Raw genomic sequence first — 22,859 nt, forward strand, 5'->3', positions numbered from 1 at the left:
GCTGCTTCCGCTTTTGATCTCATCCAGCTACAGCGGCTAGAATGTTCGGTGGCTTCACTTCTTCCTACGAGGCAAAAAGCGCCTCTTTGTCAGAAGTTCCATCCCCCTCACATTCTAAACGAGCCGCTTCCGCTTTTGGTTTGATCACGGGAAACGAGGGAATTGACCGAAGTCCGGAGTGCGTTTTTCTTTGAACGCGTCGCGGCCTTCTTTTGCTTCGTCAGTTGTGTAGTACAATAACGTTGCGTCTCCAGCTAGTTGCTGAATACCAGCTAAACCGTCTGTGTCTGCGTTGAATGCAGCTTTTAGGAAACGAAGTGCCATTGGGCTGTTTGCTAAAATTTCTTGTGCCCATTGTACTGTTTCTGCTTCAAGTTCTTCTAATGGTACTACTGTGTTTACTAAGCCCATATCAACCGCTTCTTGTGCACTATATTGACGGCATAGGTACCAAATTTCACGAGCTTTCTTATGGCCTACCATACGAGCTAAATAACCAGCTCCGTATCCACCGTCAAAGCTTCCTACTTTAGGACCTGTTTGTCCGAATACAGCGTTGTCTGCAGCGATTGTTAAGTCACATACGATATGAAGTACGTGTCCACCACCGATTGCATAACCTGCTACCATTGCGATAATCGGTTTAGGGATTGCGCGAATTAGACGTTGTAAGTCTAATACGTTTAAACGTGGGATTTGGTCGTCACCTACATAGCCACCATGACCGCGAACTTTTTGGTCGCCGCCAGAACAGAATGCACGTCCACCTTCACCTGTTAAAATGATAACGCCAACATTTGCATCATCACGAGCGTGTGCAAAAGCATTGATTAACTCCATTACCGTTTTAGGACGGAATGCATTATGTACTTCAGGGCGGTTAATCGAAATCTTTGCGATGCCATTGTATGTTGAATAAATAATATCTTCGTAATTGCCTTCTTTTACCCATTCAATAGTCATTACTATTACCTCCTTTTATATTTCTGATCTCCGCTATAAGTGCAACTTCCTTCTTGCTGAAAAAAGTATCACTGCATAGTTTTTAGAAATCCCTTTACTATTGTATCAAACTTTTCCGGTTGTTCCACATGAATTGCATGGCCAGCCCCATCAATTTTGACAAATTTCGCATGAGGGATGCATTTTTCGATGTTTTTTAATAGTCGAAAGAACTTTTCATCACTTTCTCCATTCAGTAAAAGGACAGGCATTTTTAGGTTTTGCAATTCGTTCCACCATGAAGGCTGAGCCCCTGTTCCCATGCCGCGAAGACTATTTGCAAGTCCTTTAGGATTGTTAGCAAGTCGTTCTTTTCGCACCGCTTCTTTTACGTTTTGCACTAAACGTTTTTGCGTTTCAAATAGCGGAATATTTTCCCACATCGATACAAAACTTCGGATGCCTTCTTGCTCAATTTTATCGGCAAGTCGTTCATCTTTTTCCTTGCGTTCTTTTCGCTCTTTTGCACTCTCAAGTCCAGCTGTACAGTTTTCTAAAAGAAGCGAACGCACATATTCTGGATATAAGCATGCCATCGTAATCGCAAGTCTACCACCCATTGAATAGCCAAGTATGTGCGCATTTTCAATATGAAGGTGATCCAGTAGTTCTTTCATTTGCAGTGCCACATTTTGAATATCATAATGCGTCACATCTTCAGGACTTTCCGTTTTCCCGTGTCCAACAATGTCTACTAGAATGACTTGAAACTGCTCGCTCCAAGAAGGAATAAAGGAACGCCACGTTTCCATGCTTCCCGTAAAACCATGAAGAAGTAGAAGTGGTTCCCCGCTTCCGACTACTTCATATTCATACGATACACCTTGCAATGTTACTTTCATTTTGATTCACCTTGCAAAGATATAGTAATAACGTCCATTGTTTTTGCCCATAGTTCACGATGTAATTTCAAGTTTTCTTCGCGATTCGTACAAATTTCCACAATGTGTAATCCATTCGTTTTCGTTCCGTTTTGCACTTCTTCTCGGAAGTTTTCCCAACCATTTATACGGCTAAATGAACCACCATACATTTTGACAACATGTTCATAATCAAGCCCAATTGGTGTTCCAAATAATGATTCGAAATGTTCCTTTTTCTCGTATTGTGGTAAGAACGAGAAAATACCTCCACCATCATTATTTACAACAACAATCGTTATATTTAACTCGTGTAACTTTGCGGCTAATAACCCGTTTAAATCGTGATAGAATGATAAATCACCGATTACTAATACGAGCGGATCACAAATAATACTCGCTCCTAAAGCTGTTGAAATGATTCCATCAATACCATTTACACCGCGGTTCGCCATTACTTGAATGTTTTTATCCGATGTGAAGAAAAATGAATCGGTATCGCGAATTGGCATACTATTACTCGCAAATAACGTTGCCCCTTCTGGTAATACACTTACAATATCCGTAATTACTTTTCCTTCAAATGCCGTTTCATATGTTTCCATCTCACGAAGTGTTTCTCTCGTTTTCTCGTTTATATGTTTCCACATTCCGAACCAATCATTCTTTTTCATAACTGGCATTTTCTCTAGTAATGCTCTGCAAAATTCACTGTCACTAGCTTGTACAACTTCTGTCGCAACTAGAGCTGGATCTCTCCATTGTCCAGATTCATCGACAACGATATGAACAGCTTTCGTTTGTTTTTTGATGAACTGTGTTAATGCTTTAGAGACAGGCATTCCTCCGAAACGAATTAAAACATTCGGCTTCCACGTTTCTTTTAACAATTCATTTCGTAAAAATGTATCGTAACAATCTATAACCATCGTTTTATCATGATTACCACTACGGAGGTTAGAAAGTGGATCTGCTAAAATGGGATACCCTGTTTTCTCAGCTACTTTCATAACAACTTCTGTTATTTCTGGATGACTGCCGTCTCCACAAATAATAAGCCCCTTTTCCATATGTGAAAGGCGCCCTACAAGAGAATCTACATATTCACTCGGCATCGTCACGTTCCCTTGCTGAACTACTCCTGTATATTCACCACGCCCTTTATCCCATAAACTTTCTAATGAGAAATCCGGTATAAGCGGCTCGCGAACTGGAAAATTAAGATGAACAGGTCCTTTCGGCGCTAAAAGTGCGCTTGCTATCGTACGCTGCGTCGTCATACGGGCGTAATGATACATTGCTTCACTCGCTTCAGGAAGTGCCATCTCTGTAAATTGCTTCACAAAAGTACCGTATAAATTAAATTGATTCATCGCCTGTGGTGCACCCACATCTCTTAATTCATGCGGTCTATCCGCTGTTAATACGATAAGCGGCACTCGTGAATGAAACGCTTCACATACAGCTGGATAATAGTTCGCTGCTGCCGTCCCTGACGTACATAATAGTGCAACAGGACGTTTTTTCGCTTTCGCAATACCGAGTGCAAAAAATCCTGCTGATCTTTCGTCTACATGTAAATATGTTTTCATTCCGTCATGTTGTTCCATTAGTAAGGCAATCGGCGTTGACCGTGACCCAGGACTAATGACAACATCACATACATTTAGACGCGTCAGTTCGTCCACGAATGCGCCTAAATAGTATGATAATGCTTCTATATGATTGTTCATTTCATTAATTCCTCCAAAGCACCAAGCATCGGTCTAAACTTCAAACTTGTTTCTTCATATTCAAGCTGAGCTACTGAATCAATTACGATACCACAGCCGGCAAATAAGGATGCCTTCTCGCCATTTAATAATCCACAGCGAAGTGCAACCGCAAATTCACCATTTCCTTCATCATCTATAAAGCCAATTGGTGCACCATATAATCCTCTATCTAAAAGCTCTACATCACGGATTAATTTCAACGCCTCATGACGAGGTGTACCACCAAGAGCTGGTGTTGGATGTAATTCTTCTACCATCGTTAAAAGACTTGCATCACCTTTTGCTTCTACTGGCGTATATAAATGGATTAAATTTTTCGTCGTTAATAAGCCTGGGCTCTCCGGAATATTAACAGATTCGCAATGCTCACTTAGCACACCTCGAATCATGTTAACTACATAACCGTGTTCAGCCAAATTCTTTTCATCATGAAGAAGCGTCTCACCATTTTGTTTACTTTCTTCTATAGAATTGCCATGACCAATTGAACCAGCAAGGCACATCGATGTAAACTTCTCGCCTTCTTTTCGAATCAATCGCTCAGGTGTCGCCCCTAAGAAGCATGCTCCTTTATAATCAAAAGAAAATACGTAACAATCCGGTTGCCCAATGCGAAGCGCTTCTAAAACAAGAACGGAATCAATATGCTGATCCATCGTTAATTTTAGCTCCCTTGCTAATACAACCTTCTGCACGTTCCCTTGCTTCATTTCATGCTGCACTTTTCCAATCGCATTCATCCAGCCCTTCGGATCAACTTCTACTTTAGAAGTAACTGTTAATTTTGATCCTTCTAGTGCACATTTACTCTCTTGTAAAATTCTCTCTTCTACAGAAATAATTTCGTTATAAAGAGTTTCTGCACAATCTTCAGCTGAAACGAACTGATTAATCGTTAACCACGCCTTTTCATTTTTTACAGTTAATAAAAATGCTGGTAGTGAAAATGTGGTATCATCAAATTCTTTCCAAAGATTCGTTTTTTCTTTTTCTTGGTCAAATGAAAATCCACCAAATAAAAGAGGACCTGTTCCAAATTCGTATCCTTCTCTTTGTACGAATGCTTTCTCTTTTACTTTATCCCACTCGTCACGAGCAGTTTGAAAGCGTTTGTGAGAAGAATTTGCTATAGTGAAAACAGAGCCAATTCCAGCAAATATTACATGCTGAGCTGGGTCTGCAAAATAACATCTATTTTCGAATGCGATCCTTTTTCCTGCTGCATAAAACAGAAGTGGATCTACCCAATCTATTTGTTTTACAAAACTAACTAATGTTTTTTCATCAGTCGCACGCTTAATAGCTGTAACAAGAACTTCTTGTAAACCTTTTCGTTTCGTTTGAATCACAATTGTCTCCCCCCTATGGGCGAAAAATAGTCATAATTACGCTTGATTTTAAGATACACCTCAAAGGAAAGGCCTGTCAACGTTTAGCATTTCTGAGAAATTCACCTTCTCTTCCTAGAAAATAAACGTTGACACTAAATGATGCTTTTTCTACACTTAATTGTGTACAATATGTGACCAAGGAGGATTCAACATGGAAATGAACGTCGAAACGAATTCCTCTCCTACGGCGCCAAAGCCAAGTAAACAAACAGGCTGGCGAATTTGGTGGAGTTTATTACGTCCCCATACATTAACAGCAGCTTTCGTTCCTGTTTTCATCGGAACAGCTTTCGCAATGCAGGTCGGAGGTATAAATCAAATACATCTTCCTCTTTTCTTTATGATGCTTCTTGCTTGCCTTCTCATTCAAGCAGCAACGAACATGTTTAATGAATACTTTGATTATAAAAGAGGACTCGATCATGAAGGTTCAGTTGGAATAGGCGGTGCTATCGTCCGCGATGGCATTAAACCAAAAACCGTTCTTAACTTAGCATTCGGATTTTTAGGCATCGCAACGCTATTAGGTGTTTATATTTGTATGAACTCTAGCTGGTGGCTTGCTGCAATCGGTCTTGTTTGTATGGCCGTTGCTTACCTTTACACCGGTGGCCCTATTCCAATTGCGTACACACCATTTGGAGAGCTAACAGCAGGATTATTTATGGGTGTCATTATTATTGGTATTTCATTCTTTATCCAAACAGGGGCAGTAACATCAGAAGTGATTTTATTATCTATTCCAAGCTCCATTTTAATTGGTGCAATTTTACTATCTAACAATATTCGTGATTTAGATGGTGATAAAGAAAATGGTCGTAAAACGTTAGCAATTCTCGTTGGACGCGAAAGAGCCGTTGGTGTACTTGCTTCTATGTTTATCGTTGCCTACATTTGGACAATCGCTTTAATCATCGTTAACATCGTATCACCATGGATGCTTATCGTATTCTTAAGTGTACCGAAAGCATTTAAAGCGACGAAAGGCTTTATCGGCAAAAACATTCCAATGGAAATGGTACCTGCGATGATTTCAACAGCAAAAACAAATACAATTTTCGGTCTCCTAATGGGAATCGGATTATTGCTTGGATACTTCCTATAGAAAGGAGCTGCTTATGCGGCTCCTTTTTTCATATACCGACTTCCCGGCTGAAATTCACCTCATAATTCCTACTCTCAACGCTCATACTATGTAAAGAAACTGAATTGTAGGAAGGTGGACGACTATGTTAACTCCACAACAAATAAATCAATTTAAATCTATTCTAGAAAAACAACAGCAAGAAGTTGAACAAACGATACAAAATCATGAAGATGAAAACCGTGCATCTGAACGTGATTCAGTAGGAGAATTGTCTAGCTATGACAACCATCCAGGTGATATGGCTACAGAATTGTACGAACGTGAGAAAGATTTCGGACTCATCGAATTTTGGCATAAACAGTTAGAAGATACGAAACATGCTCTGCAAAAAATTGAAGCTGGTACGTACGGAATTTGCGAAGTGTCTGGTGAGGAAATTCCATTTGAAAGATTAGAAGCAATGCCAACTGCTACAACGTGTATTCAGCACACTACAAATAAATTAGATATGAAGACGCGCCCAGTTGAAGAAGAGGTGCTAGATCCTTCGTTTCATAAGCACGACGAAGATCATTCTGTAGAGTACGATGCTGAAGATGCTTGGCAAGACGTCGCAAATTACGGAACATCAGAAACACCATCCGATTTAGAAAGACAGGATTCAAAAAACTATAATGGCATGTACGTAAATAGTGAAGAAAATGTTGGGTATGTAGAGGATTTCGAAAACTTTATTGGAACAGATATGTATGGAAAAAACCCACAAGTTTTCGCAACAGAAGAACATGAAGAATATGAACAATTGCTTGATGACTTTGAAGAACGCACCTTTAAAGGTGAATTATCTTCAGATGAGTCTGGTTCTAAAGCATAAAAAAAGCATTCCGAAATTCGGAATGCTTTTTTTCGCTAGCTAATTAGTTTTTTGTAACGTTAGCTGCTTGTGGTCCGCGGTTTCCATCAACGATTTCGAAAGAAACTTCTTGACCTTCTTCTAAAGTTTTGAAGCCGTCGCCTTGAATAGCTGAGAAATGTACGAATACGTCTTCTCCGCCTTCAACTTCGATGAAGCCAAAACCTTTTTCGCCGTTAAACCATTTAACTTTACCTGTTTGCATGTCATGTACCTCCTAAATAAAAATGAAACTATGAATCCACATGAAAAGGTGGATATAAAGGACATGAATGTATAACAAGCTTACAGCCTTTAATACAACGTGCTTTATTTCCGTACCACATTATGTAGCTCAATAGTGTTTTCACTATATCATGCTATATCAAAAACGTCAAATGAGAACACTTTCGTCCCATCGTTTTTTATAATTCTAGTATAACCTTAAATTTTCATTCTATTTTTATTCAAAAATTACCAAAACTACAGTATTCTAATTCCTTTGATTTCTGTACAATATAATTACTACATATGATGAGGTGAAAAAATGCAAGCACATGAAATCGAGTATAAATTATATGGCGATGATATGCAGTTTGTTGAAATTGAATTGGATCCAGAAGAAAGCGTTGTCGCAGAGGCTGGCGCAATGATGATGATGGAAGATCATATCGAAATGGAAACGATTTTCGGTGATGGTTCTGGACCATCTAATGGTCTATTCGGTAAATTAATGGGCGCAGGTAAACGTCTCGTTACAGGTGAAAGTATGTTTATGACTGTATTTACAAATACAGGTCATGGCAAACGACACGTATCATTCGCCGCTCCTTATCCTGGAAAAATTATTCCTGTTGATTTAACAGAATATCAAGGAAAAGTAGTCTGCCAAAAAGATGCATTTCTTTGTGCCGCAAAAGGTGTTTCTATCGGAATTGAGTTTACTAAAAAAATAGGAACTGGCTTCTTCGGTGGTGAAGGTTTCATCATGCAGAAACTTGAAGGTGATGGTCTAGCTTTCATGCATGCAGGCGGAACTGTATATAAGCGTGAATTGAAACCTGGCGAGAAACTTCGCATTGATACAGGTTGTCTCGTTGCAATGACGAAAGATGTTAACTACGATGTTCAATTCGTTGGAAAAGTAAAAACAGCTCTATTTGGCGGCGAAGGTTTATTCTTCGCAACGCTAGAAGGTCCTGGAACGGTTTGGATTCAGTCCTTAACACTTAGCCGCTTAGCAGCACGTCTTACAAGCCCAGCAGCTCAAAACAGCGGTGAAGGTAGCGTTTTAGGCGGACTTGGTCGTTTATTAGATGGAAAAGAGTAAGAAGTGCCCTTATAGGGCACTTTTTATTTAGGTGGACTATACAAACCATTTTGGATCATAAAGTATTTCATCGCTTCATTAAGCCACGCCTCTTCTTCTTCCGTATAAGGAGAAGGCATCATATTATTATATTGTTCTTCTACATTCTCTAATTTACCTAGAGAATACATTGTCTCTTCACCGACATACTTAAGAGTCGCTTTCATATGTTCATCAACCAATTTTTGCACTTCTGAATCCTCAATTTGTCTTCCAAATAACCTTTTCACTTCTTTTGCTAAACGCATAAACTCTTTATCAAGTGCTATGTCCTCTTCTTCCGGCTTATTATATAATCCATCAGCCACTTCTTTTGGTACATATTCTTCAAGCCATAAACGCTGTTCGTTTTCTTTTTGGATACTATTAATTAAGCTCATTAATATATTACTATCTACCTCTTCATCTTCCTCAAGGTATACCATTGTTCGTTCAATCGCCTTTATCGAAACTTCAAGTTGTTTTTTCTTTTCTTCAAAGGCTACTCTTTGATTTTGTAATGTTTCTTTTAAGCTTATATTCAAACTTTTCACATTGAGCATGACACGAATTTCTTCTAAACTATATCCTAATACTTTAAGACTCACTATTTTTTGGAGCGCTAATATATCTCTATCTTTATATACACGGTGTCCTGAACTTATATTTTTTTCAGGTTTAAGCAGGCCAAGTTCATCGTAATACTGTAGTGTCCGTATTGATGTGCCTGTTCTCTTTGAAAACTCACCAATTGAATAGCCTTCCTTTTTGCTCATCCTACACTCCTCCTAACAATATGTTTACAAAAATCATACTCCCTCACGTAACTGTAGGTTCAAGCCTTTTTTCAAAAAGAATGAATCAAGTCCCTCACTGCATATATTGAACTATACCTTTTCTTAAGGAGGGCTTTCTTGATGCGTACTCCTTTATCCTTTGATAAAGATACTGCCATATTGTTAGCATCTTGCTGCGATCTAACGTATGAACAATATAAACAAAATGGGATTTTTGAAATACCTGATGGATTCCAATATGTACAAGGCTTTCAAGGAAAAGCGATTCAAACGATGGAATGGTTTGGGTTCATATTAGAATCTGAAGATACGATTATTGTAGCTTTTAGGGGCACACAAACAGATACAGATTGGATTATCGATTCACTCGTCAACCAAAGACCATACCCATACGCTTTAAATAGCGGAAATGTTCATAACGGCTTTCTTTCAATTTATGAATCTTGCCGGGATTCTATTATGGATATGCTCGTGTCATTACCAGCCCATAAGAAACTTCTTGCAACAGGCCATAGCTTAGGCGGTGCACTCGCTACACTACACATACTAGATGCACGTATAAATACTGCCTTCGCACAGTACGGTCTTTATACCTTTGCCTCTCCAAAAGTTGGAGATATCGCCTTTCGAAATTATTATAAACTGCAAGTAGCTAGTAGCTTTCGTTTTGTCAATTTATTCGATGTCGTTCCTCTTCTCCCTCCAAGAAATGTCCATTTTAATGATAAAGACTGGGAATATGCACACGTCCATCACAACATGACATTTACGAAAAATACAAAATCCATTACGAATAATCATTCCATTACAACATACAAAACATGTCTGACCTCTCATTTTTAACCAGTAAACATTTGGAAAATAAATATTTGTATACTATAATAATCTATGAAATTACTTTCGGATGAGGGGACCTTACATGCTAAAATTTTTCTTTGCACTTTTTCTTATAATAATTTTTTCGTTTACAGGTTTCTTTACATTTTCATACTTTGCGACAGGGGAATATGACGGAACAGCTATAATATATACCGCTATCCCATTTCATTCTTAAGCAACATAAGTAAAACGAGCTTAATCTCATTAAGCTCGTTTTATTTTTCTAAGCAAGCGTATCCCTCTTTTAAAAATGAATAAATAAAAGCCCCTTCAAAAGGGGCCTTCATCTAAAAAAGTTTAACAGTATTACCAATACCCCAAATTTCATTACTGTACTGCAAAATTGTTCGATCACTCGCAAAATGCCCCGATTGTGCAATGTTCAAAATCGACATTTCCAGCCATTTCTCCCTATTTTCGTAGGCCCTTCCGACAGCTTCTTGTCTTTCAGCATATGGGCTAAAATCTCGAAGAACGAAGTATTCATCATTTTGAATAACGAGAGAATCATAAATCGCTTCAAATTCAGCTCCCGACTGTGCAAAGAAACCATTCGTTAACTGATTTACTACTTTTTTAATGTGCATATTGTGGTGATAATAGTCACTTGCACGATATCCACCGTTTTGGTAGTAATGAAGAACCTCATCCGCTGTTAAGCCGAAAATGAAGCAGGCATCATCACCGACCCGGTCTTTTATTTCAATATTAGCTCCATCTAACGTTCCGAGTGTAATTGCACCATTCATCATGAATTTCATGTTACCTGTTCCCGATGCTTCTTTACTTGCAGTTGAAATTTGTTCACTTACATCTGCCGCCGGGAATATATCTTCTGCTAAAGAAACTCGGTAGTTTTCTAGAAAGATAACTTTCATAAATTGACTTACGTACGGATCGGTATTTACTTTTCTTGCAAGCTCATTTATTAATTTAATAATTTTCTTCGCATAATAATAGCCAGGTGATGCTTTCGCTCCAAAAATAAAAGTACGCGGGTAAAATGAAAAACTAGTATCCTCTTTTAAACGGTTATACAAGTACAAAATATGAAGAACATTTAATAACTGTCGTTTATAGGCATGTAACCTTTTCACTTGCACATCAAAAATAGAATTTGGATCAATAGTGATCCCCATTTTATTATGAATGCTCTCCGCTAAAATAACCTTACGCTCTTGTTTTACCCCTGCAAGCTTTTCTTGAAAACTAGTATCATGTATGAAGTTTTGCAGTGCTTGCAGCTTAATTGGCTCTTTCTTCCATTCTTCTCCAATCGCTTCCGAAATAAGATTCGTCAGCTGTGGATTCGCCTTCATTAGCCAGCGCCTATGAGCAATTCCATTCGTTTTATTATTAAACTTATCTGGATAAAATTCATAGAACAATCGCATTTCACGCTGCTTTAAAATTTCTGTATGAATTTTCGCCACACCGTTAACGCTATGGCTACCAACAATCGCTAAATGAGCCATTTTTACAAGGTCATGCGCAATAATGGCCATGTCCTCAATACGCTTCCAATCGTACGAATAACGGTCCCAAAGCTCATGACAGAAACGTTCATTAATTTCTTCAATAATCATATAAATTCTCGGTAATAACGGTTTAAAAATGCGAATTGGCCATTTCTCAAGCGCTTCTGATAACGTCGTATGATTCGTATAGGAAATCGTCTGCGTTGTTATGTGCCAAGCTTCTTCCCATGTCAATTTTTCTTCGTCTAATAAAATACGCATAAGTTCTGGAATTGCTAGAACCGGATGTGTATCGTTTATATGAATCGCGATTTTTTCATGTAACTGACGAAGACTACCGTGTCTCTCCCTATGCATACGAACGATATTTTGCAAACTTGCTGATACGAGGAAATACTGTTGTTTTAAACGAAGTATTTTCCCCTCATCATGCGTATCATCTGGATATAAAAACTCCGATACGGCCTCTGTTTCACGCTTATATTTCAAAATATCTTTACAATTTTGCGGGAAAGGAACTGGCTCCGCATTCCAAAGCCGAAGCGTATTTACAGTACTCGTTTCATACCCTACAACTGGAACGTCATATGGTACTGCCATAATAACTTCTGCATTTGTATGCCTGAACTCTAAACGTCCATCAATTTCTAGTGGCTCAACGTTTCCAAAATAACTTACTTCTACGGCTTGGTCATACCTTCTTACTTCCCAAACGTTTTCATGAAGAAGCCACTGTTCTGGAAATTCTACTTGATAGCCATCAACAATTTTTTGATCAAACAGACCATGCTTATAACGAATACCACAGCCATGTCCTGGTAAGTTTAAAGAAGCGAGTGAATCGAGGAAACAGGCTGCTAAACGTCCAAGTCCACCGTTACCAAGGCCAGCATCTGCTTCAATCTCTTCTAATTCGTGCAAAGAAATTCCAAGTTCAAAAAGTCCTTTTTCACATACATCTCTAATACCTAAATTTAATATGTTGCTTCCAAGTAAACGTCCAAGTAAAAATTCAATGGATAAATAATACATTTGTTTTTGATCTCCAGAACGATAACTTTCATTCGTTGCAATCCATTGACTATTCATATACTCACGTACCATATGACCGAGCGTATTATACTGATCACGAGTTGTAGAATCTTTGAAACTTTTCCCATACATCGTTTCTAATTTTTCTAGAAAAGCGGATTTGAAGCTTTCAACATGAGTAAACATTTTTTCACCACCTCAATGTTATTCCATGAGACTTTTATACAATTTCTTGTATGCAAGAGCAGATTTCCCCCAGCTATAATCTTCAGTCATCGCTTGCTTTACAAGCTTATCCCATACCGGTTTATCTTGATAAAACTCAATTGCACGAAGAATCGTATGTAACATGTCATGCGCATTAAAATTCGTAAAGCTAAAGCCATTCCCAATTCCAGTGTCCTCATCGTAAGAATGTACAGTATCATTTAATCCGCCTGTTTCTCTTACAATTGGAATCGTGCCATATGCTAGCGCAATAAGTTGTCCAAGTCCACACGGTTCAAACAGCGATGGCATTAAAAATAAATCGCTTCCCGCGTACACTTGGTGCGCTAACGCTTCATTAAACCCAATATATACTTTTACCTTTTCTGGATACTCGTATGCCATCCATTCAAAGAACTGCTCGTATTCAGAATCGCCTGACCCCAAAATAATACATTGTACATCTTCTTCCATTATTTTACGGAATACAGTACGTACTAGATCAAGCCCCTTTTGCTTCGTTAATCGTGTTACCATCGAAATAACTGGTGTATCTTCTTTTTCTGGTAAGCCAAAATAACGCTGCAATGCGCGTTTATTTTCATTCTTTTCATCTAGCGATTCTGCACTATACTGAGCCGTAATATATGGATCTGTTTCTGGATTATATACGCTCGTATCAATTCCATTTACAATGCCACTAAGCTTATCATTATATTTTCGTAGCAATCCATCTAACTTCTCACCGAAAAACTCATATTGAATCTCTTCTTTATATGTCGGGCTAACCGCTGTAATTTGGTCAGATGCGATAATACCGCCTTTCATAAAGTTCACGTTTCCATAAAACTCAAGCTGGTCACTATGAAAATATTCATGACCAAGCTCCAGTAAGTCATACATCACTTCAGGAGGAAATACACCTTGGAACTGCAAGTTATGAATCGTATATACTGTTTTAATATGCTCATATAACGGGTTATCTTGATACTTTTCACGAAGTAAGAAATTAACCATAGCTGTGTGCCAATCATGGCTATGAAGAACATCTACTTCGAAATCAAGATGCGGAATACACTCTAAAACTGCTTTTGAAAAATAAGCAAAACGCTCCCCATCATCATAATGGCCATATAGAGAATCTCTCTTAAAATAATATTCATTATCTATTAAGTAATACGTAATCCCGTCCTGCTCACCTTTTAAAATCCCGCAATATTGATTTCTCCATCCAAGAGGAACGTTAATTACTTTATGAAGCGTACATCCTTCTCTTAACTCTTTCGGGATAAGACTGTAGTTTGGAAGTATAATGCGAACATTCACTCCTAATTTTTTTAATTCTTTTGGAAGCGCTCCTGCTACATCAGCTAGACCTCCGGATTTAATAAACGGTACACATTCTGATACTGCAAATAAAATATTCACCTGTTGTTCCACTGCACGAAAAGCGTATACATCATAAATCGCTCTTCTTACAGCTTCCTCCCTTCAAGTTTTCATATAGGGTAAAACCTTAATTAGTGGGGGTTTTCTAAATCCCCCACTAATTATGCACCTGCTATTTACGAATAACTGTTGATTGTACTATTTTGTACACTACCTTTTTCTACAACATATGGCTCATCGGCATTTCCTTTTAACACTACGCCGTCGCCAATTTTCACATCTTTATCGATAATAACACCGTCTATTATGCAATTATCTCCAATTTGGCTCTTTTGCATAATAATACTATTACGAACAATTGAACCTTTTCCAATTTTAACAGAACGGGAGACAACACTATTTTCTACTTCACCTTCAATAATACTACCGTTTGCAATCATCGTATTTTTCACTACTGCACCCTTCATATAACGAGTCGGTGGCTCATCTTTTACTTTCGTAAAGATTGGTGCTTCTTTCTTAAATAATTGCTTCCAAATAGAAGGCTGCAAAATTTCTAGACTATGTTTATAGTAACTTTCAATAGAATCAATAATAGCTACATATCCTGTATGCTCGTACGTAGTAATATGCAGTGATTTCCCGCTCTTTTCTCTCACTACATCAAATAAACTGTATTGCTCCACATCTTTATATGTCTCAAATAAGTCTAGCAATAATTGTTTCTTTAACACATATGTTTGAAGCGAAACCCCTTCATGACAAACTTCAGTAATATCTGCAGACGTATGTATATGTCGCTCTAACACCGCTTGAAAGTTTAACGCTGTTACAAGATGGCTATTCGTAATAACAACATATTCTTCTCTGCTTCTTAGAAAATAATCAATATGTCTTCTAAAATGTGCAAAAGATCCAAATTCGTCATGATCACATTGGCAGTTCGGTGGGAATAAAAACAGTCCATCACGCTTTCTATCTAAATCCCACTGTTTTCCTGAACCAACATGATCCATTAAAGAACGATTTTTATGACTTGTAAAAACCGCCACGCTATGAATATTAGAATTCACCATATTTGAAAGCATGAAATCAATGAGGCGGTAACGGCCTCCAAACGGTAACGCCGCTAATGAACGATGCCCTGTTACTTTCTTTAAGGAAGGAAAACTTCCCGTTGCATTAATAATCCCTAACATTTTTTCTCCCATTCATTTCATCCCCCTTTTCTATTTTCCTTCAGCAATTAGTACTACATCATCAACATTTTTTTCTGGACGAATTATTGTCCCATCTTCAATAACCATTTCCGATCCAACAATCGCTCTTTCAATCACAACGTTTTTACCAATCTTTGCCCCTGGCATAACGACAGAATCGATTACCATACTACCTTCTTCCACCGTCACTCCTTGGAATAAAACAGAATGCTTCACGTCCCCTTCAATGACGCACCCTTCATTAATAAGTGACTCTTCTACTTTTGCCTTTTCTGCAATATATTGAGGCGGCTCGTTTGGATTCACAGAATAAATGCGCCAATTACGATCGTTCAAGTTCAACGATGTTTCATCACGAAGTAAATCCATATTCGCTTCCCATAAGCTTTTCACCGTTCCAACATCTTTCCAATATCCTTCAAACGGATACGCCATCAACTTCTTCCCTTCATCTAATAAAAGCGGAAGTACATCTTTTCCGAAGTCATTACTAGATTCAGGGTTTCTTGCATCCATCTCTAAATATTCTTTTAAAATAGCCCAGTTAAAAATATAAATTCCCATTGATGCAAGATTACTTCTTGGAAATTGCGGTTTCTCCTCAAATTCAACAACTTCCATCTCTTCATTTGTATTCATGATGCCAAAGCGACTTGCTTCATCCCACGGCACTTCAATAACAGAAATCGAAACGTCCGCTTCTTTCTCAATATGGTAATCTAGCATTTTGCTGTAATCCATTTTATAAATATGATCGCCTGATAAAATAAGGACATATTCTGGTTCATACTGACTTAAATAGTTTAAGTTTTGATAAATAGCACTTGCCGTACCTGTATACCACTTCACACCTGAAGACTCCGCATAAGGAGGTAACACAGTGACTCCACCGTTTACACGATCAAGATCCCAAGCATTTCCGATTCCAATATAATTATGAAGTTCTAACGGTTGATATTGTGTTAAAATCCCCACCGTTTCAATACCGGAGTTTGCACAGTTACTTAACGTAAAATCAATAATGCGATATTTACCACCAAATGGAACAGCTGGCTTGGCTAAATTTTTTGTTAATGCACTTAAACGACTACCTTTTCCCCCTGCTAGTAACATTGCTACGCACTTTTGTTTTTGARCCATCTTGTTTTTTGCTCCCCTTTCTCGTCTTCACTGGTCGTAATATGGATACGCCAAATGGTGGAATTGTAATTTCTACATGTGCCGCTTGATTATGATATGGCTCTAGAATCGTCTTGAGACGTTTCTTATTAACTTGCCCCGATCCGCCATATTGCGCCGAGTCACTGTTTAAAATTTCGTTATAGTACTCGAAATCTGGTACACCTACTTTATAGTTTTCATATGTAGCTTTCGTAAAATTACATACGACAACTAACGCATCTTCCTGCTTATCCCCTTGGCGGATAAACGAGAAAATACTTTGCTCATTATTATTAGCATCAATCCACTGAAATCCTTCAGGCGAGTGATCTAACTGCCAAAGTGGTTTTGAGCGCTTATACAATGCTATGAGCTCTTTAAAGTAATCATGCATATTACGATGCATTTCAAAATCATGTAAATTCCAATCTAAATCTTCAAGGTCCTTCCACTCATCAAATTGCCCGAATTCTCCACCCATAAAGAGTAATTTCTTACCTGGATGAGTAAAGAAATATCCATATAATAAACGAAGCTGAGCAAACTTATCCCAGTAATCTCCCGGCATTTTATTTAATAACGACTTTTTCCCATGAACGACTTCATCATGAGAAAGCGGTAATATGAAGTTTTCAGAGTGAGCATATATTAAAGAGAATGTCATTTTCTCATGAATGTATTTCCGGTACTCTGGCGCACATTCCATATATTTCAGCACATCATTCATCCAACCCATATTCCATTTATAATTGAATCCAAGTCCACCCTCGTATGTTGGAGCTGTTACAAGTGGCCAAGCTGTTGAATCTTCCGCTGTCATAAGAAACTCTTCATCTTCTGCAAACACGGCTTCATTTAACTCTCGTAAGAAAGAAACGGCGTGTTCATTGCTTTGCTCTTTTCCTTCTTTATTCCAGTACAGCATATTCGCAACTGCATCTACCCTGAAACCATCAATATGGAAATGCCTCATCCAAAATAACGCATTTGAAATTAAGAAATTACGTACTTCTCTCTTCCCTAAATCAAAATTAACAGTTCCCCATACAAGGTTTTCTTGTACGTCTCTATCTTTATATTCATAAGTCGGTGTCCCATCAAACAAATATAAACCGTGAGCATCTTTACAAAAATGCCCCGGTACCCAATCTAAAATGACACCGATTCCATATTTATGACATTCATCGACAAAATACATCAAATCATGTGGCGTGCCGAATCTACTTGTCGCTGCATAATATCCTGTTCCCTGATATCCCCAAGAACGATCATATGGATGCTCAACAAGCGGCATAATTTCAATATGTGTAAATTGATGTTCCACCACATACGGAATGAGCTCCTCGGCCATTTCTCTGTAAGAATACAGAGCGCCATCCTCTTTCTTTTTCCAAGAACCGAAATGTAATTCATAAACTGTCATCGCTTCTTTATAAATCGATTTTTTCTTTCTCTTACGAATCCAGTTTTTATCATTCCATTCATATCCCTCTATATCAAAAACTACAGATGCCGTATTTGGTCTTACTTCTGCATATACTGCATAAGGATCCGCTTTTAAAATAACGTCACCGTCCATCGTTTCAATCGCATACTTATATATATCATTCTCTTCAATATGCGGTGCAAACAAGGACCAAATCCCCTCTTCTGTCACTTGTAGCATCTTATGTTGCTCATAATCCCATTCATTAAAATCCCCAACAACACTCATTGCTTTCGCATGAGGAGCCCATACTGTGAATCGTACACCTCGCATCCCATCTTCCGTCACAATATGTGCCCCAAAGATGTTATAACTGTCATAGTACTTTTCTGTATGAAACTCATCTCGTTTCACTTCTTCACAATTTATTACATCCAATATGTTCACCTCACTAAGATGACAGAATTTTTTTACTCTTTATTATTTCTGCGAAAAACTGAAATATCCTTGTTATTTTTTAAAAAATATTCGTTTTTTTCTTGAATTTCACTTAAAATGTTCACATTTTTCGTGTAAATTATCGAATTTTGACGAATATTCATTGCAAACGCTTCATTTCCTACTAGTCTTTCATCCTATTATTTATTTCTCAACCTTTATTTCATTAGATTTATCCTATTTTACTCGCTATTTATCACTTAAAATCGTAACAAAATAATCTGTCATAAAAAAATGTTTCTCAACATTTTTTGTCACAATTTTATTGAAATGGAAAATTCATAAGCATATACTTGTTCTCAATAAAGAACGTTGAACCTTCGCAAATATAATTCATACTGAAACACTATGTTTACTCTATCGATGCTCCAGGCGAAAGTTTGATAAAAATTAAATTAGGGGGCTTTCTTATGTCATTAAAACAAAAAGTAGGAATGGCAGTTGTCACTGCATCACTAGGCTTATCACTTACATTTGGCAGTGTATTCGCCTATTTCAGCGACTCCGAAACATCGGGTAATTCATTTCAAGACGTCTAACACCGAAAAAATAACATATAAAAGCACTCTATTCGAAAATAGAGTGCTTTTTTCTATAAATGACCCTTATCCAGCAAAAGGGGTATATTGGGGATATACAAGGAAACCGGAAAGGAATTTATATTAATTTATATTAACTCAGAGGTAGGAAGCAGTTTCCCGCCTCTGAATTATTAGCAGTTATTATAGTACTGGTGCCATTGTTTCTTTTAATACTTTTACAGAATGAGCGAACTTCACTTTTTCTTCTTCGTTTAATTCAAGTTCCACGATTTCACGTACACCTTCGCGGTTAATAACAGCTGGAACACCTACGTAAGCATCTTTCTCACCATATTGACCTTCAAGGTATGCAGATACAGTTAATACGCTGTTCTCGTTGCTTAAGATCGCTTTAGTTACACGAAGTAGTGACATACCGATTCCGTAGTAAGTTGCGCCTTTACGTTCAATAATGTGGTAAGCTGCATCGCGTACATTTTCAAAGATTTTATCTAAATCTTCTTGGTTATACTGTTCGTTGTTCGCTAAGATTGTTTCTAGTTTTTGTACACCTACAGTAGCGTGGCTCCATACTGGAAGTTCAGTGTCACCGTGCTCACCAACGATGTAAGCATGAACGTTACGTGGATCTACATCTAAGTAGTCACCTAACATGTAACGGAAACGAGCAGAGTCTAAAGTAGTACCAGAACCGATTACGCGCTCTTTCGGTAAACCAGATTCTTTCCAAGTTACGTAAGTTAAAATATCAACTGGGTTAGTTGCGATTAAGAAGATTCCATCGAATCCGCTATCCATAATACCGCGAACGATTTGTTTAAAGATCTTTGTATTTTTCTCAACTAAGTCTAAACGAGTTTCGCCTGGCTTTTGTGGTAATCCAGCAGTGATAACTACTAAATCTGCATCTTTACAATCTGCATAGCTACCGCTCCAAACTTTTGTTGGTGCTGGAGAGAATGGTACCGCATGGCTTAAGTCCATTGCTTCTCCTTCTGCTTTTGCTTCATTAACATCTACTAGTACGAATTCTTCAGCTACACCTTGGTTGATCATTGAGTAAGCGTAACTACAACCTACAGCTCCTGTTCCTACTAATACTACGCGATTGATACCTTTTTTCATGTTAATTTCCCCTTTCAATTGTTTACATCTATTTTTTATTATTGTTTAAGTAATTAATTAAAATACTAATTTAATGTTGTTTAACTTCTTTACATACATATTGTAGCATGGAATATTGTGAATTCCTTCACAAATTATGACCTATTTGTGAACTTTTTCACATAGAGTGTAAAGTTGTTAGAATGCGGGTGAAATCTATCTCAATGGAGGCGTTTTCTTTAGATTGTGAAAGGTTTTTTCTTAAAGTTTTCTTGGTAAGTGAAATTATATCGAACACAACTTTGGTTATATCGACGTTTCGACAAGGATAGCTTCTTCTATCTATATTATTTATCCCGCTATTTGTGGGCAGTAAGACTCCCATCTCAAAATTTGACTGGAGCGAAGAAGTTAGCCTTCACATAATTCTTATCATTTAACTTTTGTAAATCCGCAGCAATACTTTTAGAGGTTTTTATAAGGGGTCACCATACATTGCCATCAACTTAAGAAATTGGTATTTCCCCATATCGAAAAAAATGAGCTGAATTATTATAAATAACTCTGGAAAGATAAAATTTTCATTTTGGGGATACTTCAAAATATTAGCCTGATGGACATAGGTATCACCACATGTCCATGGATTAAAGAAAGAGCCTATTATTAAACTGTACCCTACTCTTTGGGTCGGAAGAGGTGCTATAGATGAATGTAAAGACATATAGGGCCCAAGTGTTTTCTTGGTCTAAGGAGGCCAAGGTAGAAATAGTAGAACTCATTTCCGCCGGCATAGGTATGGCCGGACCCGTTCTGTTCGCCACAGTTTTAGGCTACCCCGCTCTTGGTTTTGCTGCATCGGTCGGCAGTTTGGCAGTCAGTAGCGTGAAAGTCGGTTCGAGTTTTATAAATCACGGGAAAAGGTTGGCATCAGCGCTGATATCAGTAGTGCTCGCTGCGATTGCTGCTGTTCTCTCTTTCGGACATGGCTATCTAACATTTGGAGTCTTGATCCTGCTGGTAAGCCTTGCTGCGTTAATTGGCGGATATAGTCGTGCCTTGGCGGTGGCAACAACACGCTTTGTCGTATTCCTGATTATCATCCTCAATATGGTCGACCAGACGGAGTACCGGATGGAACTAATTTTTTCAATCTTAGCGGGGGCGATTTGGACCGTCAGTATCAGCTTGGTGCTAGGCATCTGGGTACACCGTTGTTTTAAATCATCGCTGGATGGAGCTGTGAAAGGGCCAACATCGAAAAAAATCATTCTATGGTGGAACTCTCTTGCACACCTATCCAGTTGGCAATTCCCAATCAGGCTCGCATTATGTCTAGGTATAGCTGAGGGATTGCGAATACTTTGGCCCGAGCACCACTTCTATTGGATTGCAATTACCGTAGCGATCCTTACTCAGCGGAAAATAGAACTCTTTCCAATCAAAACAACACAACGAGTGCTTGGTACAGTAATCGGCGTGATTGTTGCGAGCTTGCTTCTCGCAACTAGTCTACCAATTTGGGGGTTAGTTATAAGTATCGGGCTATTCGCAGGTGTTCGACCTCTTCTAAAGGTTCGAAATTATCTTGTATACTCTGCAACCATGATCCCGCTCATTATTTTGATCATGGAAGCCGGCAAGCCGTTCCAGTTTATCATTCTGTTCGACCGTGTATTTGCAACCCTTATCGGTGCAGTCATCGTGATTGCAGTGAACTTGATATTCAGTAGAGCGATGGCGAAATCAGTGTAAAGGTGGTTATCTAGCGAAAGATGCTTTAATATTTTAGGTATCTTTTCCAGTAGAACAAAATCCCCCCTATAATGACCTTTTCATACTCCATCTTTTATAAAAAAAAGCAGACTACTAAAAGTCCGCTTTAGATAACATATATACAACAAAAAAGAGATAGCAGATTATGCTATCTCTTTTAGTATGACCCGTACGGGATTCGAACCCGTGTTACCGCCGTGAAAGGGCGGTGTCTTAACCACTTGACCAACGGGCCAAAATCTGGCAGAGAAGAAGGGATTCGAACCCTCGCACCGCGTTCGCGATCTACTCCCTTAGCAGGGGAGCCCCTTGAGCCACTTGGGTACTTCTCTATAATATGGCTCCGCAGGTAGGACTCGAACCTACGACCGATCGGTTAACAGCCGATAGCTCTACCACTGAGCTACTGCGGAATAATTATGGTGGGCCTAAATGGACTCGAACCATCGACCTCACGCTTATCAGGCGTGCGCTCTAACCAGCTGAGCTATAGGCCCATAAAAAGCGGGTGAAGAGAATCGAACTCTCGACCAGAGCTTGGAAGGCTCTTGTTTTACCACTAAACTACACCCGCATTAAATTAAAAATGGTGAGCCATGAAGGATTCGAACCTTCGACCCTCTGATTAAAAGTCAGATGCTCTACCAACTGAGCTAATGGCTCATTTTGAAAGTGGTGCCGGCTAGAGGACTTGAACCCCCAACCTACTGATTACAAGTCAGTTGCTCTACCAATTGAGCTAAGCCGGCTTGCGATTTCAAAATGGTGGCTCGGGACGGAATCGAACCGCCGACACGAGGATTTTCAGTCCTCTGCTCTACCGACTGAGCTACCGAGCCTTTATGTAAAAAAATGGCGGTCCCGACCGGGGTCGAACCGGCGATCTCCTGCGTGACAGGCAGGCATGTTAACCACTACACCACGGGACCATTTGGTTGCGGGGACAGGATTTGAACCTGCGACCTTCGGGTTATGAGCCCGACGAGCTACCGTACTGC

Annotated in this window: 17 protein-coding genes, 9 tRNA genes and 1 pseudogene; 6 read left to right on the forward strand and 21 right to left on the reverse strand. The window is 38.6% G+C overall.

What is annotated here, in order from left to right:
* Positions 1-144: 144 nt before the first annotated feature.
* From menB to AC1DKZ_RS20935, 4 genes are all read right to left on the reverse strand, one after another.
* Entirely contained in the window at positions 145-963 is an 819-nt protein-coding gene (gene menB / locus AC1DKZ_RS20920; RefSeq protein ID WP_476996992.1) for a 1,4-dihydroxy-2-naphthoyl-CoA synthase, read from the reverse strand.
* A 68-nt stretch (positions 964-1,031) separates the two neighbouring features.
* On the reverse strand, positions 1,032-1,844 hold the full coding sequence (gene menH / locus AC1DKZ_RS20925; RefSeq protein ID WP_476996993.1) for a 2-succinyl-6-hydroxy-2,4-cyclohexadiene-1-carboxylate synthase: 813 nt from the start codon (positions 1,842-1,844) through the stop codon (positions 1,032-1,034).
* Entirely contained in the window at positions 1,841-3,595 is a 1,755-nt protein-coding gene (gene menD, locus AC1DKZ_RS20930) for a 2-succinyl-5-enolpyruvyl-6-hydroxy-3-cyclohexene-1-carboxylic-acid synthase (protein WP_476996994.1), read from the reverse strand. Before menD ends, menH begins: the two co-directional genes overlap by 4 nt.
* Positions 3,592-4,986, reverse strand: coding sequence for an isochorismate synthase (locus AC1DKZ_RS20935; RefSeq protein WP_404493165.1), 1,395 nt, complete (start codon positions 4,984-4,986; stop codon positions 3,592-3,594). Before AC1DKZ_RS20935 ends, menD begins: the two co-directional genes overlap by 4 nt.
* A gap of 193 nt (positions 4,987-5,179) precedes the next feature.
* On the opposite strand from AC1DKZ_RS20935, the gene AC1DKZ_RS20940 reads away from it, so the two are divergent.
* A complete protein-coding gene (locus AC1DKZ_RS20940) occupies positions 5,180-6,133 on the forward strand; it encodes a 1,4-dihydroxy-2-naphthoate polyprenyltransferase (RefSeq protein ID WP_476996995.1) in 954 nt (317 codons plus the stop codon).
* Positions 6,134-6,257: 124 nt separating this feature from the next.
* The gene (locus AC1DKZ_RS20945) at positions 6,258-6,989 is read left to right on the forward strand and encodes a yteA family sporulation protein (protein ID WP_219301108.1); all 732 of its coding nucleotides are present in this window, start codon (positions 6,258-6,260) and stop codon (positions 6,987-6,989) included.
* A gap of 43 nt (positions 6,990-7,032) precedes the next feature.
* Here the strand turns inward: AC1DKZ_RS20945 and cspD are convergent, their stop codons facing one another.
* Positions 7,033-7,233: a cold-shock protein CspD gene (cspD, locus tag AC1DKZ_RS20950; protein WP_001193051.1), complete on the reverse strand. Its 201-nt coding sequence runs from the start codon at positions 7,231-7,233 to the stop codon at positions 7,033-7,035.
* A 321-nt stretch (positions 7,234-7,554) separates the two neighbouring features.
* Here cspD and AC1DKZ_RS20955 point away from each other — a divergent pair, with 321 nt between their 5' ends.
* On the forward strand, positions 7,555-8,337 hold the full coding sequence (locus tag AC1DKZ_RS20955) for a TIGR00266 family protein (RefSeq protein ID WP_002015806.1): 783 nt from the start codon (positions 7,555-7,557) through the stop codon (positions 8,335-8,337).
* Positions 8,338-8,360: 23 nt separating this feature from the next.
* On the opposite strand, the gene AC1DKZ_RS20960 is transcribed toward AC1DKZ_RS20955, so the two are convergent.
* Complete coding sequence (locus AC1DKZ_RS20960) at positions 8,361-9,131, reverse strand: MerR family transcriptional regulator (RefSeq protein ID WP_012261901.1); 771 nt, start codon at positions 9,129-9,131, stop codon at positions 8,361-8,363.
* Positions 9,132-9,272: 141 nt separating this feature from the next.
* Between AC1DKZ_RS20960 and AC1DKZ_RS20965 the strand changes: the two genes are divergently transcribed.
* Positions 9,273-9,995 (forward strand): lipase family protein, encoded by a 723-nt coding sequence (locus AC1DKZ_RS20965; RefSeq protein ID WP_002138843.1) that lies wholly within the window; start codon positions 9,273-9,275, stop codon positions 9,993-9,995.
* A 323-nt stretch (positions 9,996-10,318) separates the two neighbouring features.
* Here AC1DKZ_RS20965 and glgP read toward each other — a convergent pair whose 3' ends face one another.
* The 5 genes from glgP to glgB all read right to left on the reverse strand — a co-directional run bounded on the left by glgP (position 10,319) and on the right by glgB (position 18,382).
* Complete coding sequence (gene glgP, locus AC1DKZ_RS20970; protein WP_476996996.1) at positions 10,319-12,727, reverse strand: glycogen phosphorylase; 2,409 nt, start codon at positions 12,725-12,727, stop codon at positions 10,319-10,321.
* 18 nt (positions 12,728-12,745) lie between these two features.
* The gene (glgA, locus tag AC1DKZ_RS20975; RefSeq protein ID WP_476996997.1) at positions 12,746-14,176 is read right to left on the reverse strand and encodes a glycogen synthase GlgA; all 1,431 of its coding nucleotides are present in this window, start codon (positions 14,174-14,176) and stop codon (positions 12,746-12,748) included.
* 137 nt (positions 14,177-14,313) lie between these two features.
* Entirely contained in the window at positions 14,314-15,348 is a 1,035-nt protein-coding gene (gene glgD / locus AC1DKZ_RS20980) for a glucose-1-phosphate adenylyltransferase subunit GlgD (RefSeq protein ID WP_002067855.1), read from the reverse strand.
* Between the two features lie 18 nt (positions 15,349-15,366).
* Positions 15,367-16,497 carry a glucose-1-phosphate adenylyltransferase gene (glgC, locus tag AC1DKZ_RS20985; protein ID WP_476996998.1) on the reverse strand — a complete coding sequence of 377 codons (1,131 nt, stop codon included), beginning with the start codon at positions 16,495-16,497 and terminating at the stop codon, positions 15,367-15,369.
* Positions 16,445-18,382: a 1,4-alpha-glucan branching protein GlgB gene (glgB, locus tag AC1DKZ_RS20990; RefSeq protein ID WP_085312677.1), complete on the reverse strand. Its 1,938-nt coding sequence runs from the start codon at positions 18,380-18,382 to the stop codon at positions 16,445-16,447. The genes glgC and glgB overlap by 53 nt, the downstream gene beginning before the upstream one ends.
* Positions 18,383-18,852: 470 nt before the next feature.
* Between glgB and AC1DKZ_RS20995 the strand changes: the two are divergent.
* Positions 18,853-18,972 (forward strand): annotated as a pseudogene (locus AC1DKZ_RS20995) (TasA family protein); the annotation flags it as partial.
* 192 nt (positions 18,973-19,164) lie between these two features.
* Here AC1DKZ_RS20995 and AC1DKZ_RS21000 read toward each other — a convergent pair.
* Entirely contained in the window at positions 19,165-20,109 is a 945-nt protein-coding gene (locus AC1DKZ_RS21000; RefSeq protein ID WP_002089250.1) for an L-lactate dehydrogenase, read from the reverse strand.
* Between the two features lie 684 nt (positions 20,110-20,793).
* On the opposite strand from AC1DKZ_RS21000, the gene AC1DKZ_RS21005 reads away from it, so the two are divergent.
* A complete protein-coding gene (locus tag AC1DKZ_RS21005; RefSeq protein ID WP_003192076.1) occupies positions 20,794-21,840 on the forward strand; it encodes an FUSC family protein in 1,047 nt (348 codons plus the stop codon).
* A 184-nt stretch (positions 21,841-22,024) separates the two neighbouring features.
* Here the strand turns inward: AC1DKZ_RS21005 and AC1DKZ_RS21010 are convergent.
* From AC1DKZ_RS21010 to AC1DKZ_RS21050, 9 genes are all read right to left on the reverse strand, one after another.
* Positions 22,025-22,096: transfer RNA gene (locus tag AC1DKZ_RS21010), tRNA-Glu, on the reverse strand.
* Positions 22,097-22,102: 6 nt separating this feature from the next.
* Positions 22,103-22,193 (reverse strand) — tRNA-Ser (locus AC1DKZ_RS21015).
* Between the two features lie 6 nt (positions 22,194-22,199).
* Positions 22,200-22,274, reverse strand: a tRNA-Asn gene (locus tag AC1DKZ_RS21020).
* A gap of 7 nt (positions 22,275-22,281) precedes the next feature.
* Positions 22,282-22,358 (reverse strand) — tRNA-Ile (locus AC1DKZ_RS21025).
* Positions 22,359-22,364: 6 nt separating this feature from the next.
* Positions 22,365-22,435: transfer RNA gene (locus tag AC1DKZ_RS21030), tRNA-Gly, on the reverse strand.
* Positions 22,436-22,448: 13 nt separating this feature from the next.
* A tRNA-Lys gene (locus AC1DKZ_RS21035) sits at positions 22,449-22,524 on the reverse strand.
* Positions 22,525-22,534: 10 nt separating this feature from the next.
* Positions 22,535-22,610: transfer RNA gene (locus AC1DKZ_RS21040), tRNA-Thr, on the reverse strand.
* 14 nt (positions 22,611-22,624) lie between these two features.
* Positions 22,625-22,700: transfer RNA gene (locus tag AC1DKZ_RS21045), tRNA-Phe, on the reverse strand.
* A 14-nt stretch (positions 22,701-22,714) separates the two neighbouring features.
* A tRNA-Asp gene (locus AC1DKZ_RS21050) sits at positions 22,715-22,790 on the reverse strand.
* Positions 22,791-22,859: the final 69 nt, after the last annotated feature.

The sequence above is a fragment of the Bacillus sp. 05T21 genome, assembly GCF_056396785.1.